This is a genomic window from Serratia sp. D1N4, assembly GCF_054552755.1.
Genome location: NZ_CM137274.1, coordinates 3,888,200 through 3,903,612, shown reverse-complemented (window position 1 = coordinate 3,903,612; position 15,413 = coordinate 3,888,200). Strand labels below are relative to the sequence as shown.

General features: G+C 51.8%; 15 protein-coding genes. 12 read left to right on the top strand and 3 right to left on the bottom strand.

All coding sequences use genetic code 11. From position 1 onward, the window contains the following. Positions 1-54: 54 nt before the first annotated feature. Complete coding sequence (locus tag ACX1CU_RS17515; RefSeq protein ID WP_459399527.1) at positions 55-588, bottom strand: fimbrial protein; 534 nt, start codon at positions 586-588, stop codon at positions 55-57. Positions 589-648: 60 nt separating this feature from the next. Further along, the gene (locus ACX1CU_RS17510; protein WP_459399526.1) at positions 649-1,203 is read right to left on the bottom strand and encodes a fimbrial protein; all 555 of its coding nucleotides are present in this window, start codon (positions 1,201-1,203) and stop codon (positions 649-651) included. A gap of 571 nt (positions 1,204-1,774) precedes the next feature. Here ACX1CU_RS17510 and ACX1CU_RS17505 point away from each other — a divergent pair. The 7 genes from ACX1CU_RS17505 to ACX1CU_RS17475 all read left to right on the top strand — a co-directional run bounded on the left by ACX1CU_RS17505 (position 1,775) and on the right by ACX1CU_RS17475 (position 10,055). Further along, complete coding sequence (locus tag ACX1CU_RS17505; RefSeq protein WP_459399525.1) at positions 1,775-2,377, top strand: CDP-alcohol phosphatidyltransferase family protein; 603 nt, start codon at positions 1,775-1,777, stop codon at positions 2,375-2,377. Further along, complete coding sequence (locus ACX1CU_RS17500) at positions 2,374-3,291, top strand: phosphatidate cytidylyltransferase (protein ID WP_459402848.1); 918 nt, start codon at positions 2,374-2,376, stop codon at positions 3,289-3,291. Before ACX1CU_RS17505 ends, ACX1CU_RS17500 begins: the two co-directional genes overlap by 4 nt. 4 nt (positions 3,292-3,295) lie before the next feature. Next, positions 3,296-3,940, top strand: a complete 645-nt coding sequence (locus ACX1CU_RS17495; RefSeq protein ID WP_459399524.1) for a lysophospholipid acyltransferase family protein — start codon at positions 3,296-3,298, stop codon at positions 3,938-3,940. After that, a complete protein-coding gene (locus ACX1CU_RS17490) occupies positions 3,930-5,690 on the top strand; it encodes a bifunctional alpha/beta hydrolase/class I SAM-dependent methyltransferase (RefSeq protein WP_459399523.1) in 1,761 nt (586 codons plus the stop codon). Before ACX1CU_RS17495 ends, ACX1CU_RS17490 begins: the two co-directional genes overlap by 11 nt. Next, positions 5,687-6,982, top strand: coding sequence for a phosphatase PAP2/dual specificity phosphatase family protein (locus tag ACX1CU_RS17485; protein WP_459399522.1), 1,296 nt, complete (start codon positions 5,687-5,689; stop codon positions 6,980-6,982). The genes ACX1CU_RS17490 and ACX1CU_RS17485 overlap by 4 nt, the downstream gene beginning before the upstream one ends. After that, positions 6,958-7,365: a hypothetical protein gene (locus tag ACX1CU_RS17480; RefSeq protein WP_459399521.1), complete on the top strand. Its 408-nt coding sequence runs from the start codon at positions 6,958-6,960 to the stop codon at positions 7,363-7,365. Before ACX1CU_RS17485 ends, ACX1CU_RS17480 begins: the two co-directional genes overlap by 25 nt. A 593-nt stretch (positions 7,366-7,958) precedes the next feature. Further along, positions 7,959-10,055 (top strand): glycosyl hydrolase family 28 protein, encoded by a 2,097-nt coding sequence (locus tag ACX1CU_RS17475; RefSeq protein ID WP_459399520.1) that lies wholly within the window; start codon positions 7,959-7,961, stop codon positions 10,053-10,055. A gap of 165 nt (positions 10,056-10,220) precedes the next feature. Here the strand turns inward: ACX1CU_RS17475 and ACX1CU_RS17470 are convergent, their stop codons facing one another. Beyond that, positions 10,221-11,534, bottom strand: a complete 1,314-nt coding sequence (locus tag ACX1CU_RS17470; RefSeq protein ID WP_459399519.1) for an NAD(P)/FAD-dependent oxidoreductase — start codon at positions 11,532-11,534, stop codon at positions 10,221-10,223. 281 nt (positions 11,535-11,815) lie between these two features. Between ACX1CU_RS17470 and ACX1CU_RS17465 the strand changes: the two genes are divergently transcribed. From ACX1CU_RS17465 to ACX1CU_RS17445, 5 genes are all read left to right on the top strand, one after another. Next, positions 11,816-12,454 (top strand): TetR/AcrR family transcriptional regulator, encoded by a 639-nt coding sequence (locus tag ACX1CU_RS17465; RefSeq protein ID WP_459399518.1) that lies wholly within the window; start codon positions 11,816-11,818, stop codon positions 12,452-12,454. 3 nt (positions 12,455-12,457) lie between these two features. Beyond that, positions 12,458-13,084, top strand: a complete 627-nt coding sequence (locus tag ACX1CU_RS17460; RefSeq protein WP_459399517.1) for a CPBP family glutamic-type intramembrane protease — start codon at positions 12,458-12,460, stop codon at positions 13,082-13,084. A gap of 280 nt (positions 13,085-13,364) precedes the next feature. Further along, the gene (locus ACX1CU_RS17455; RefSeq protein ID WP_459399516.1) at positions 13,365-14,138 is read left to right on the top strand and encodes a MipA/OmpV family protein; all 774 of its coding nucleotides are present in this window, start codon (positions 13,365-13,367) and stop codon (positions 14,136-14,138) included. A 428-nt stretch (positions 14,139-14,566) separates the two neighbouring features. Then, positions 14,567-14,947, top strand: a complete 381-nt coding sequence (locus tag ACX1CU_RS17450) for a putative holin (RefSeq protein WP_459399515.1) — start codon at positions 14,567-14,569, stop codon at positions 14,945-14,947. Continuing rightward, positions 14,937-15,221, top strand: a complete 285-nt coding sequence (locus ACX1CU_RS17445; RefSeq protein ID WP_459399514.1) for a phage holin family protein — start codon at positions 14,937-14,939, stop codon at positions 15,219-15,221. Before ACX1CU_RS17450 ends, ACX1CU_RS17445 begins: the two co-directional genes overlap by 11 nt. Positions 15,222-15,413 lie beyond the last annotated feature (192 nt).

Genomic DNA, 15,413 nt, shown 5'->3' with positions numbered 1-15,413 from the left:
CAGCAAATTAGATATAAGTCGGCTCTACGACAGAGAGTAAATAAAATGCCAATATCAGTAGTAATCAATCTTGAAGCGTAAAATGGAGGAGTACTCCCCTGCTTGCAGTTGCTGAGAATTGCTCACCAAGCGTGCTGAATACTGAAGAAACATATTCCCCGAACTCAATTGACCGGCAGGTAGAGGGATGCCGGGAACGGCAATATTCCCCTGATTGTCGGAAATTTGCAGCGCAACGCCTGCGGCATTGCCATCAACACCAAACTTGCCATTATCGTTACGGCCATCAAAGGTTATCTGAAAGTAACGCCACTCCGGCAGTTGCCCGTTGATCTGGAATAATTCGCAGTTCACGAGTTTTATCGTAAAGTTGTGTGAGATTCCCTGCCCGTTACGAATAAGCTGCCAGGCTGGTAAAAACCCCATATCCAGCGTTTGATTGCGGCTGGCGGTATCAATGGAACAAGGGACATCAATAATCGAGCCAGAAAGAGTAATATCCTCTGCCTGGCAAGGTGTGAGTATTATGCTTACGTTCAACATGCACAGTGAAAACATAATGGCAAGAGTACGTACTTTCCATTGCATACCACAGCTCCATGGCTGGCGTACTGCATACGGTTGCTCCGCATGCAGTACAACTGATGATTACTCGTAGTTCATAATAAAGTTAGCCGTAGAGGTAAATGCGCCTTCTACGATCTGCGCCGGTGTTACCCCTGGGTTCGGTACCAAATAGGCCGTGAACTCCAACGTATTGCCGTTACCGTTACTGAGGGCCTGAGGGCTGGTTTTCTGGCCCAGAGTGATCGGAGCGTTAGAATAGTCCACCAGTTTGATGCTGGCCCCTTTTGCCGCTCCGGTAATACCCAGCAGATCGTTAGATAACGACCCACCTGGTATTCCGCCTTGCGGGCCGCTAAAGGTTACGCTGACTTTATTTGGCGCAGTAGCACCAGTACCGACGATGCAGTTCAACAATTTGATGGAGAATTTAACTTCAGGCCCATTAAGATTTGCCGCTAACCCCGGTTTTGATACGGCACCCAAATCTACCGTTTGTTTTTTACTGCCGGGATCGATAGAGCAAGGGGCATCAGTAATAGAACCCGTGAAATTAACTTCTCCGCCTGCCGCTGCGTTAGCCAGAGATATAGAGCCACATGCCAGCATTGCAGCTAGCGCCATTTTGTTCAGCTTCATTTTTTATCCTTAAAAAGAGTCATTAACCGTAGATTTAAGACTTTATAATGTTGCAAGCAAGTACATATATATCCTTTCTCAATAACGGTAGAGAAAGTTCCGCTATTTTTCACAGGCGAATCGTGTTTGTCAAAGATGATAAATTGGCCAGTAAAAACCACAGCCTATTGATTTGCAATGTTTTTTATTACGGTGAAATCAGATGCTCGCAATATGCATTTTTTTCACTCTTTACTGTGGGGTAGGAGTTGAAATTAGTTTTAAACTCTGCGGTTAAGTTTTTTTTTTAAGTTTTTAGAATTATTTATTTTTTTTATTATATAAATCCACTCCATTTAAGCTTCAGGTGTTTTTAAATATAAAAAATAAGATATCCGGAGATGTTTTTTTATAAATTATCCTTCTTTAAATGAATCATTTTCTGTTGTTTGTCAGGCTCCGGGCCCCAAACCTTGCAGATAGCTTCAGAGAACCACCGCTCAAAGCCGTTACGCCGGAGCAAAACAGTGGCGGAGTTATTGTTTTCTGAGGCAATATAAGGCTGTAACGTAAAATAAATCAGGGATGAAGTATGACGCTCTATAAGATTAAGCCTGCTTTTCAGGCGCTGTTACGGCCCACTATGCGTTGGTTGAATAGACGTCGGGTGACGGCCAACCATATCACTCTGGCGGCTATGCTGCTGTCGTTTCTGACGGGCGGATTGCTGGTGTTATTCCCGCAACCAAGCCTGTTTTATCTCCTGCCAATCGTCTTATTTATCCGCATGGCGCTCAATGCGCTTGATGGCATGCTGGCGCGGGAGTGCAACCAGAAAAGCCGCCTCGGCGCCATGCTTAATGAGATCGGCGATGTGCTCTCCGATGTCGCCTTGTATATCCCCTTTATCTTTCTGCCGGGCAGCTATGCGCCGCTGGTGCTGGCCATGCTGTTCTGCGCGGTGTTGAGCGAGTTTTGCGGCATTCTGGTGCAAACCATCAACGGCGTGCGCAACTATGCCGGGCCGCTGGGCAAAAGCGACCGGGCGCTGCTGTTTGGCACCTGGGGGCTGGTGCTGGCGATCTGGCCACAAGCGTTGGAATGGAACAACTTGCTGTGGGGCGCTGCGACGCTGCTGCTGATCTGGACGGTAGTGAATCGCTGCCGTAGCGCCTTGGTAGAGGAGCGCCAATAATGTTGCTGGAAAAATCACTGGCGGTAATTTTTGCCCTGTTGCTGTTCGCCACGCTGGTGAACGGCCTGCTGGTTTGGTTGCGACCGGGTAAAGATTGGCACGAACTGACGCTGCGCATTCGCACCTGGTGGGTGATTATCGTGCTGTTTTCACTGGCGATGATCAGCCCGCACTGGCTGGCGCTGACCTTTTTCGCGCTGGTCAGTTTTATGGCGTTGAAGGAGTTCCTGACGCTGGTTCCCTCCCGGCATTCCGACCGGATGCCGCTGCTGTGGATGTTTATCGCCATCCCCATTAACTACTGGCTGATCGGCATTGGCTGGTACGGCATGTTTATCGTGTTTATTCCGGTGTATGTCTTTTTATTCTTACCCGCGCGCATGGTGATAGCTGGCGATACTCAGGGTTTTTTGAGCACGGTTTCGCAGCTGCACTGGGGCTTGATGACCACCGTTTTTGCTTTCAGCCACGTGGCCTTTTTGCTGGTGCTGCCCGCAGATGGCCTGCAAACCGGGGCGCTGCTGGTGCTGTTTCTGGTCGGCCTGACCGAATTTAACGATATCGCCCAGTATCTGTGGGGCAAATCGCTGGGGCGGATTAAGGTCACGCCGAAGGTCAGCCCGAATAAAACCCTGGCGGGGCTGGTGGGCGGCATCGGCAGCACTGCGCTGGCGGCGCTGCTGCTTGGCCCACTGCTGACACCGTTAAGCTGGCATATGGCGCTGTTGGCGGGGCTGATCATCGGCGTGACCGGGTTCTGCGGCGATATTGTGATGTCGGCGATCAAGCGCGACATCGGCGTCAAAGACAGCGGCACGCTGCTGCCGGGCCACGGTGGCATTCTCGATCGCCTGGACTCGCTGATTTTCACCGCCCCGGTTTTCTTCCACTTTATCCGTTACTTCTGTTACTGAAGCCATGATGAAAAAATTTCTCAGAACGCTGTTTTCCCTGTGTATCGTCTGGCCGGTGATCTGGCTGTGGCTTGGGCTGCGGGTAAAGCACCGGGAGCGCCTGCCAAAGCATGGCCCGGCGATCGTGGTGGCGAACCATAACAGCCATATGGATGTGTTTGTGCTGCTGTCGCTGTTCTCTATCGGTCAGCAGCATATTGTGCACCCGGCCGCGGCCGCAGACTATTTTCTGCGCAACAAGTGGATGGCGTGGTTTTCGCTCAATATTCTCAACATCATTCCGGTCTCGCGTCAGGGCGGGGAGGCTAATCCGCTGGCGCTGTGCGAACAGGCGCTTAGAGACAACAAAATCCTGATTCTGTTTCCAGAAGGCACACGCGGTGAACCGGGGAAACTGGCACCGCTGAAATCGGGGCTGTGGTATCTCAGCCAGAGCATGCCGGAGGTGCCGATTATTCCGGTCTGGCTGAAAGGCACCGAACGGGTGATGGCGAAGGGCAACCGTATTCCGCTGCCGCTGTTTATTGACGCCAACGTGGGTGAGGCTTTGCATTTTCATCCGGATAAAAACCAGTTTAAGGACGCGCTGTTGCAGCGTTTACTACAACTCCGCCAGGAGACAAAAGGAAATGAATCCCATGGCCAATAGCCGCACGCCAGACGAAAAAAGCTTTCTCACCAGCGATCATACCGAGCTGTTTTACCGCCACTGGCCAGCGCTGGAAAACGGCGCGCAACCTAAAGTCATCGTGCTGTTTCATCGTGGTCATGAACACTCTGGGCGCTTGCAGCATATCGTTGATGAACTGGCGATGCCGGATACCGCGTTTTACGCCTGGGATGCGCGCGGCCACGGGCGCTCGCCGGGCCAACGTGGCCATAGCCCATCGTTGACCCGTTCAGTGCAGGATGTGGATGAGTTTGTCCGCTTTGCCGCTGCCGACAGCCGGGCGGCGTTGGAGGAGGTGATCGTGGTGGCGCAGAGCGTTGGCGCGGTGCTGGCAGCAACCTGGGCGCACGACTATGCGCCTGCGATCCGCGGCCTGGTGCTGGCGTCACCGGCCTTTAAGGTCAAACTGTACGTGCCGTTTGCCCGCCCTGGGCTGGCGCTGCTGCACCGCTTGCGTGGGCTGTTTTTTGTCAATTCCTACGTCAAAGGCAAATACCTGACGCACGATCCTGAGCGGGTAGAGAGTTTCAATCAGGATCCGCTGATTACCCGGCCGATTGCCGTCAATATTCTGCTCGATCTTTACCGCACCGCCGAGCGGATCGTCAGCGATGCAGCGGCGATTACGTTGCCGACGCAGTTGCTGATCTCCGGTGAGGACTATGTGGTTCACCGCAAGCCGCAGTTGGATTTCTACCAGCGCCTGCGCAGCCCGATCAAAGAGCTGCACGTGTTGCCGGGTTTCTATCACGACACTCTCGGCGAGCGCGATCGTCAAATCGCGTTCGACAAAATGCGCGCGTTTATCGGCACGCTGTACGCTATGCCGCCGCAGCGTTTCGATTACCAAAATGAAGATCGCTGGAGCCCCGGCGCGGATAGCTGGCGCATGCTGAGCGGCGGCCCGGCACCTTATTCCCTTGATGATGTGGCCTATCGCGCCATGCGCTACGGCATGAAAATGCTCGGTACCCAATCAACCGGCGTGAAGCTGGGATTCGATACTGGTTTTGACTCTGGCAGTACGCTGGATTATGTCTATCGCAATCAACCTCAGGGTAGCAGTTGGCTGGGGCGGCAGATCGATAAAAACTACCTCAATAGCGTGGGTTGGCGGGGGATTCGCCAGCGCAAGGTTCACCTACAGCAGCTTATCCAGCAGGCGGTGGCGCAACTGGTGGAGCAGGGCAAGCCGGTGCGAGTGGTGGACGTTGCCGCTGGGCACGGCCGTTATGTGCTGGATGCACTGGGGGGCGAAGCGGCGGTCAGCGAGGTTTTACTGCGTGATTACAGCGAACTGAACGTGGCGAAAGGGCAGGAGATGATCGCTGAGCGCGGGATGGCGGATAAAGCGCGCTTTGAGCGTGGCGACGCCTTTAATCGCGCTGAACTGGCGGCATTGGATCCGCGTCCAACGCTGGGCATCGTTTCCGGCCTCTACGAGCTGTTCCCGGAAAATACGCTGGTGCGTAGTTCGCTGGCCGGGCTGGCAGACGCCATCGAACCGGGTGGGATTTTGATCTATACCGGGCAACCTTGGCATCCACAGTTGAAAACCATCGCCTGGTCACTCACCAGCCATAAAGATGGCAAAGCCTGGGTGATGCGTGTGCGTACCCAGGGCGAGATGGATGCGCTGGTGCGGGAAGCCGGTTTTGATAAATGTACCCAGCTCATTGATGAGTGGGGGATTTTTACCGTCTCGCTGGCGGTACGACGCTACCCATGATCGGTTCAGTAACGCGCCGTAGCCTGGTCATACAAGGCGTTGGCTGGCTGCTTCTGCTGGCGCCATTTTTCTTCCTCACCTATGGCCAGGTGAATCAGTTCACTGCAGGTAGGGAGGGCGTAGGCAGCGTAGTGTTTGCCTGGGAGCGGCAGATTCCGTTTATTCCGCTGACCATTCTTCCCTACTGGAGCCTGGATCTGCTGTATGGCCTGTCGCTGTTTGTCTGTTTCTCGCTCAGCGAACAGCGCCGTCTGGTTTGTCGGCTGGTACTGGCTTCTGTGGTGGCCTGCGTCGGGTTCTTGCTGTTTCCGCTGCGCTTTAGCTTTGTTCGGCCGCCGGTTTCCGGCTTTTCCGGTTGGCTGTTCGGGCAACTGGAGCAGTTTGATCTCCCCTATAACCAGTCGCCCTCGCTGCATATTATTCTCTGTTGGCTGCTGTGGCGTCATTTCAGCCGCCACTTGACCGGCCACTGGCGGCGGCTGTGCGCCGCGTGGTTTCTGCTGATCGCGGTCTCGGTACTGACCACCTGGCAGCACCATTTCATTGATGTGCTTGCCGGGCTGGCGATTGGGATGGTGATTGACTGGCTGGTGCCAGAGCAAGAGCGCTGGCGCTGGCAGCGACCGAGCGCCAGCGCTAAAACGTTGGCAGGGCGTTATCTGTGCGGTGCGCTGGTCTGCTTGGTGGCAGGATGGTTTTTCCCGTGGCTGTGGTGGCCCGCGATCGCGCTGAGCATTGTCACGCTGGGATATGCCGGGCTTGGCGTTGCCGCGTTGCAGAAAGATCAACAAGGGAAACTGACGCCCGCAGCCCGTTGGCTGCTGCTGCCCTGGCGGTGGGGGATGTTTATTTCCCTGTTATGCTACACGCGTCGTTTGCCTGCGATCAGCCCGCTGACGGCCGAAGTCTATCTTGGGTTTTACCCCCGTCGCCAGCCAGCGCAGCACGCGGTGCTGGATGTAACCAGTGAATTTCCCCGGTCGCGCCACCTAACGGGAGTTGCTTACCACTGTGTGCCGATGCTGGATCTGCTGTGCCCGGATGACACGCAACTCCGGCAGGCGGTAACGGTGCTGGAACAGCTGCGGCAATCTCAGGGTACCGTGCTAATCCATTGTGCGCTGGGGCTGTCGCGCAGCGCGATGGTTGCCGCAGCCTGGTTGTTAGAGCAACAGCCAGCGCTGACGGTGGCCCAAGCGGTGGCACATATTCGCGAGAAACGGCCGCAGGTCGTTTTCACCTCTCAACATCTGGAGCGGCTGGAACAATGGCGAACGAACATGATGAAGTAACCAAAGAGAGTGCGCTACAGGCGGCGCTGCTTGAACGAACGTTTGAAAGCTGGCGTTTTCTGCTGCTGATGGCTGCGCCACCGCTGCTGTGGACGATTTTCGCCGCCCCACCTGGCGCACTGCGTGCGGTGATTGCGCTGCTGATTGGCGCGAGTGGCTATGGCTGCTGGCGGCTGTGGTTGGACGTGGGATATTTCGCCCGCTTCAACGAAGCGCAGAATCAGCGAGCAGGGGAAGCGCTGGCGTTTATCTGGCAGCGGGAAAGGCTCACGCGGCTGTCATTTACCGAGCGGCAGCAGGGAGCAGTACGCCAACTCAGGCATACGATCATAATAACCGCGCTGTTGTGGGCACTTTGGCTACTCGCCCTGACGCTGTACTAGGAGTAACTATAGGCTCCTAAGCATCTGCCAAAAGCTTTTATCCACATCTATCTTTCAGCGGTATTCCTGACGAAGGCGTACCAGCCTGAAACAGACCATTTATTCTGTGAGCTGAATTATACTTTTGCTAAAAACAGCCTCTTCATTTAGTCAGTCAGGGATGAAAGTTTGAACTCTGTCGCGAAAAAAAGATAAGAACATAATTTAATAAAACAATGTTTTGTTATTTTTGGTATGTTGTTTTTGTTGTTGATTTTATCAAGGATTTATTATAATTAAATGCGATGAAAGTGATATTATTATCTGATTGTTACAAGTAACGGCATACCTTTATTACTTAATGCTGGGTGTGTAAAACGGCTTTGTTTTGAGAATGCGATAATATTTCGTAGGGGGTTTTATTGTATTTTAAAAAGCACCCTGATGTTGTTGTGCTGTTAATTCTATTTTTAGCCTTTTCCTGAAAGATTGGGAACATGTCTGACCCTAAATAATTCGAGTTACAGATAGGAGCTTACGGAGCGCGGATTGAAAGGTAACGGATATAAAGGAGAAGGCTCTTAGTACGTGATATTAATCATACAGGAGGTTGCATGTTTTATTCTTTACCCAAAATTCGTCTGACTCTCGGTGCTATTGTGGTTCTAAGCGGCCTGATGGCGGGGTGTGATAACGGTTCGAGCACGAATAACACCTTGAGCAGTGATAACGCTTCGGGCAGCAATAACACGTCGGGCGGTGAGAACACGTCGGGTGGTGAGAACACATCGGGTGGTGAGAACACATCGGGTGGTGAGAACACATCGGGCGGTAACAGCGTGGTGGATCGTTCCGCTGCGCCGCAAAAGGTTCAGGTACCTACGCTGGCGTATGATGAAGGCAGTGTGGTTCTGGTATGGGAAAAGCCCGAACAGTACAGCGATATCAAAGATTACAACGTCTACATGAACGGCCAACTGATTGGCAGTGCTAATGCTAATCACGATCTCCACTCACCGGCCAAACCTTATATCGATAATTTCTATCAGAATATCGACAGCGAAAGCTGGCACACCAAGATTGGCTTGCATAATTTTACGGTGACCGGGTTAACGCCAGCCACTGAGTACAGCTTCACCGTCCGCGCGGTTTATGCCGATGGTAAAGAGTCGGTAGACAGCGAAACCGTGAAGCAGGAAACCACGGCTAAACCCTATCTGATTGATGTGAAAGACTTTGGGGCAAAAGGGGATGGCGCGACGTTGGATACGGCCGCGATCCAGAGCGCTATCGATAACTGTACGCTGGAACGCTATGCACAAGGCTGTAAGGTGCAACTTACCGAGGGAACATACAAGTCCGGTGCGCTGTTCCTGCACAGCAACATGACCTTTGAGGTGGCCGAGAATGCCGTGCTGTTGGGCTCCGCCGATGCGGCTGATTACCCGCTGGAAAAGGGGTATATCCTGTATCCTTATACCGTACCGGCACCGCTGCCAAAACGCCCGCCATCGCTGTTGAACGTGTTGGAAGAGAACGATCAGGGCAGCACTCATGCGGGGACTTTTGAAAATATCCGCATTGTGGGTAAAGGCACTATTGATGGCAATGGCTGGACGCGCGGCATCAGCTCGGGCGGTGTGGATGAGATTACCGATGAAGTCGGTAATAAATTGCCGCAGTATCGCGCCAGTAAAGAAGACAAGGTTCACAACGACGGTATTCTGGCGAAATCCCAGGTTGCGGTCGCCGTGGGTGAGGGCATGTCGCTGACGGAGGCTTACAAGAACCGCCGTTCCAGCCTGATGACCCTGCGCGGGGTGCGTAATCTGTACGTTGATGGCCTGACGATCCTCAACCCGGCGTTCCACGGCGTGATGGTGCTAGAGTCTGAGAACGTGGTGATGAATGCGTTATCGCATACTACGTTTGATGCCAACAACGCCGACGGCATTGAGTTTGGCAACAGCCAGAATGTGATGGTATTCAATAACTTCTTTGATACCGGCGATGACTGCGTCAACTTTGCCGCAGGCTTTGGTGCTGGCGTGCAGGAGTTTGGTCAGAAAGCGCAGAGCGGAGCCTGGATCTTCAATAACTATTTCCGTAATGGTCATGGTGCGGTGGTGGCAGGGAGCCATACCGGTGCATGGATTGAGAAGATCCGTGCAGAAGATAACGTGATGTACCTTACCTTTGTCGGCCTGCGCATGAAGAGCCGCCCTTACTATGGCGGCGGCGCGCGTGACGTGCTGTTCCGTGATAACGCGATGGTGGCAATTAACGAACAACCGTTTGTTTTCACCATTAAATACGCTTCTGATGTTAATGACACGGTGCCTGCCAGCGAGCCTGCGCAGTTCCGCGACGTGACGGTGAAGAACGTGACGATTGACGGCACCAGCAAGAAAAACAGTATCCTGGTTGACGGCATGACCATCGCCGAGATGGAGAGCGCCTACGGTTTTGCCTTTGAACGTGATGCTTTCCACAGCGGCTTACATTTCGAAAACGTGAAGTTCAAGAATACCAAAGCGACGGATATTTCATTCCTGAGAGACAGCCAGTTTAATCAGGTGATATTCGAAAACGTGCCGGCGGCATGGAAATTTATGCAGGCAATCAATATCGCTCTGAAAGACAGCGTTAACGATGACGTGGTTAGCGTTACAGGTGCTGGAGTGATGACGTTGGAAGCAGCAACCGAGTAGTGAAGGTTTTCCCTGCGTCTTTGGCATGTAATGCTTACCGGTTGAAGCTAACCCTAACCCTCTCCTTGAGAGGGTTAGGGGAGTATCACCGTACGACAAGCCCCCGGTCCTCTCCCACAGGGATAGGGGCATCACGGTTATCATTGTGCCGAATGATTATGCTGATTAAATCTCTTTCCTACCCAGATATCTTTCCTTCATCAGCGACAGAGCGATAGCCACATCAAGCACCGGCGAAGGCGGCAGGTAATTCGCGTTGCCAAGCTCTAACATTGCGCCAATCAGCGGATTATCATGGCCCAGCGCATAGTCAGCCAACAGCGTCCCGGCGATGGTTTGCTTAGAAACGCCCGCGCCGTTACAGCCGCCTGCGGTATAAATCCCTTTTTTCAATTCCCCCCAAACCGGCGCGCCATTTCTGGTGACGCTGATGGTGCCTGACCAGGTGCGGGTGATCGGCACATCCTTCAACTGCGGGTAGATTTTATTGAATATCTGCTGGTGCAACTGGGTGGCTTGATAAGTCTGCGCGGCGGTTATTCTGCCGTTTAAAGCCGGTGTCACATGCTGGCGGATTAAGAAACGGTGATCCTGGGTATAGCGCAATGTTGCCCCGGCAATCGCATTGACCGGGGTTAACCCCCAACTGCTCATCGCCGGGAGTTTTTGCCGTTGTTCTGCGGTTAATGGCGCGGTGATGCTGGCGAAGGTGGCCATGGCCGCCTGCTGGCTGGTGACCGGAGCAAGCTCTCTGGAAAGGGCATTGGTGGCCAGCATGACTTTGCTGGTCTTAATGGTGCCGTAAGGGGTGAGCACTTGGGTAACTTTGCCGGGGCGGATCTCCAGAACCGGCGTATGGTTATAGACGGTCACATTACTCGGCAAATGATTCGCCAGGCCGGTAATCAGGCTGGCGGGATTCACCAGAATAGCGCTCGGGGTATAAATGCCTTTATGGTAAAAACGGCTGCCTAATTTCTGGTAGAGCGCATCTTGATCGAGAATGTGATACGGCTCGCTCATGACATCAAGGTTATCCGTATATTCCTTCAGCACGCGCTCATTGCGGGTATCGACCTGGCAATGATATTTGCCGACATTCTCCCACTCACAGTCAATTCCCTGTTGTTCAATCAGGGTGGCTAATTGACGGATGCCCTCTTGCAGCAAAGCACGATAAGACTGCGCCTTTTTAAGTTCTGCCGTTGAGCTGCCGATATTATGCGGTAACCCGATAATAAACCCTGAGTTTCTCGCCGAGGAACTCTCTGCCGCGCAGGCTGCATCAATGACGATGATCTTCAGGTGCGGCGCATGGGTTGCCAGCCTTCTGGCGAAGGAGATACCGGCAAACCCGGATCCGACCACCACCCAGTCCGCCTCGGTATCGCCGATCAGCACGGGATAGGCTGCGGGTAACAGATCGTCTTTTAGCCAACCATTCTGGTTCTGATTTAACGGCACTGATGCATATTTCAAACGTATTGTCCTTGTTAAATTTCGTCTGGCATCAATGCCGCAAGCTCGTATTGATACCACTTCAGCCTATGATACATGGAGCGATGCTCCCACTCACCTGCCTCGGCTGTCATTGACTGGAGTCAGGTCAACTCAAATGAAAGATAAAATAAAGCCTATTGGTTGCTTGCACCATCCCTAATCCGAGCCTGACGTGCTCAAAAAAATCTCACTTTTTTATTGACTGACCGTCAGTCATTATATATTGTGTCGATATTATCTACACAACACAGGAAAGGGTTATGGCTCGTACGGTGAAAAAACCAGAGGTGCGCCGAGCAGAAATTCTCAATGCTGCGGGTAACCTGTTTCAGACTCAGGGGTATGAAACCACCTCTGTGGATGAGATTGTCCGCGCGGCTGGCATCGCCAAAGGCACGTTTTATTACTATTTCAAATCAAAGGAAGAGATACTTGCGGCGCTGGCGCAGCAGATGTGTGCCGAAATTACTGCCCAATCACAAGTTATCGCTGACGATCCACATCTGGGGGCAATTGAAAAATTCTGCGCCATCATCGCGGCGCAAAATCAAACGGTAGATAGTGGGCAGTCTCTGGTCGAGGATTTACATCGCCCAGAAAACCGCGCGCTCCATGAACGCAGCAATATTGAAACGGTATTGGTTTTTGGCCCGGTGCTGGCAGCGGTCGTGGAGCAAGGTAACCGAGAAGGGGTTTTTCAGGTCGACGATCCGTTATCCACCGTTCAGTTTATTTTGGCCGGTTCGCTGTCGCTGTTTGGCCATCAAACTTTTCATTGGACGCTCGAAGAAGAAGCCGCGCGCATGCAGGCAATGCTGCTGCTGATTGAGCGCGCTTTCGGCGCAGCTCCCGGATCTTTTGCCAAAGTGCTTGGTGCCAGTATTCAAGGGCAGGGGTGATGTATGGCCAATCTCACCCATTCAAGCCGTTATTTCCCGCTGCGTTTTTTTTGCCTGGCGCTTGGGTTGTCGTGGTTACCATGGATGGTAGCCGCTTATATGAGCCATTTACCGGATAAACAGCCACTGACCACGGCGATGGCTCTGGTGGGTTTACTCGGCCCGGCCATTGCGGCAGGGATCATGATCCGCCCCGGAGCTAGCAGCAGGCTGTGGCAGGACTGCCGTAAGCGGTTGTTTTCGCTGACGGGGATAACACCAAGTCGCTTATTAATGATGTTCGGGTTGATCCTGCTGCCGTTGGTAATAGCCACCTGGCTGTCGGTACGGATGGGGCAGAACGCCGCCCAGTTTTCTTTTTCCGCTGGGTTTCTACCGATGTTGCCATTGGCGCTGATCGCAGCGCTAATGGAGGAGCTGGGCTGGCGCAGTTATGGCGTAGATAGTTTGAGAAGCATCTGGCGAATGCTATTACCGGTTACTCTGGTATTCAGCGGATTATGGGCGCTCTGGCATCTACCCTTATTCTTTATTCAAGGTACTTACCAGCATCAATTATGGCAGGCAGGCAGGCGGTATATACGTTGCCAATTTCTTTATCAGTATGTTTCCTGCTACCGTAATGGCTAATTGGTTCTATTACCGCTGCCAACGCAGTATTCCGGCTGCCGTTCTATTTCACTTTACTCTGGTAATGGCGGCAGAGTTATTACAGACAGAACCTTTGACCAAATGTATCTGGACTGCAATATTGTTTTTGGTTGCAGCATTATTGATTGCTATTGAACAAGATTTTTTCTGTAAAGAATAACTCGCACCATTTAATTACAACAATACTTTGATTCACTAAAAAAGCGCTGTTCAGCGCTGACGGTAAACTTTTAACTAAAAATACTCTGGGAACTTTATTATGACTAACTCAACTTATAGCTCTATTCGTACTTCATTGCTGTCAGCAGGTGTGTTTTCACTGATAACTCTATTATTCACCGGCAGTGTACAGGCAGGGGAATGGTCCGTAGGTGCAGGTGTGGCGGCAGAACAATTAGCCTATCGGGATTATGATACGCAGTTTATGCCAGTACCCATTATCACTTATCAAGGAGAGCAGTTTTTTATTAGCGGCCAAGGTGCGGGGATCAATATCATCAATACCGATACCCACGGGTTGAGCTTTAATGTTGATTACTCCCCGCTGAGTTTTAAACCCTCAGACAGCAGTGACCCAGCAATGAAAAAACTGGATAAGCGGCGTGCCACGGCCATGGCAGGTATGGGGTATCAATATAATGCCGACTGGGGAACCGTCAGCGGTAAAGTGGCGACAGATGTTCTGGGTTATAGCAACGGGGTGTTGGTGGATGTTGGCTATCAGTATTTATTCCAGTTTGGCAAATTGCAGCTGGTGCCGGGTATCGGCATGCAGTGGCAAAGCCGTTCTTTTAATGACTATTACTTTGGTGTCAGCAAGCAGGAATCACAACGCAGTGGGGTAGCAGAATACCGTGCGAAGAGCGGCGTCTCCTCTTATTTATCCCTCACCAGTTATTATGTGGTTAACGACAACTGGCAACTGTTCCTGATGGGTAACTATGAGCAGATGAGTGGTACGGTGAAAGATAGCCCGATGACCGGACGTGATTATAGTGTCACCGTAGCCACCGGGGTTTTATATAAGTTTTGATGGGCGGCACGAACGGGCTTAAGCATAGGCAACGTTATTCAGAACGTTGTGTGGTGACCAATACAATACTTTTGACATGCTTCGGAACCCATCTTCGGCTAGAATATGTTTACTGTATATAAAAACAGTTCAGTGCGTAGGCATTGATTAATGAAGATGCTGTTTATCTTCAATTTGATTAACCCTATAAAAAGTGGCTAATGATTTTATATTAAATTGGCTGAAAATAATTCGTATAGCTAGCTTAACTCAGACTGGGAGCAGGTACTATTGCGTGATGATAAATTGGCAGTAGTGAATTAACACCGCTCCTCAGTATATTTCCCTGCCTTCTTAAGCAAGAACAGCAGGATTTTCAGAGCCGTGCTCACGCGCGGCTTTTTTTATCTCTAACGCCTGGCGTTCGCTGAGTGAACAAAGGAGTCATAATGGGTGAACCAAGTTTGACCGTCATTGGTGGTATTACTTTGGCGGGAACCAGTGCCATGGCGCCCTTTGCCGGTATTGATTACGGCGTAGTATTCGGTGCATTTATCGGGGCGATGTATTTCGTTACGCGAGCTAAAGACATTTCTCACTTACGCCGGGGGATTTATTTCGTGGTGTCATTTGGGTCTGGTGTATTGGGGGCCGGAGTCGGGGGTGACAAACTCGAACACTGGCTTAATTACAGCGACAAACCGCTGGATGCATTGGGCGCATTAATCATCTCCGCCATAGCCATTGAGCTGCTGCAGTTTGTCAGCGAGAAGATGGAAGACCCGGCATCACTGCTGGCAAAGTGGCGAGGAGGTTCAAATGGTAAATGATCCGTTGGTGATTCTGAACGTGATGCTGTGTACCGCCATCGTCATTCGTATGGCGTTTTTTCAGCGCCAGGGCAAGCGGCATCGCGTCTTTGTCTCTTGGTTGGCGCTGGGGATTATCATTCTGTATGCGTCTGTCCCTATCCGCTTTTTTTATCAACTTTATACCGAGACCCATTGGTGGATGGTGGCCAGTAACCTGGTCATCTGCATTGCGGTATTTCGGGCAAAGGGGAACGTGGCAAAGTTTTTTGCTGTACCTAAGGCATCAGAGTAAAACGCCGATGCACGATTAAAACGCACCTGCCGCAGAACGTCGTGGCACCGATGATAAAATTGATTGTTTTTTAAAGGAAAAAAACGAGCTCCATATCATTGCGGTTACCGATCTGGTTTGAGAAAAACCGGAAGCGAGTCTACGCTAACTGATATCCAGAAGGAGTTTTCCTCGGTGACATGCAAACCTATT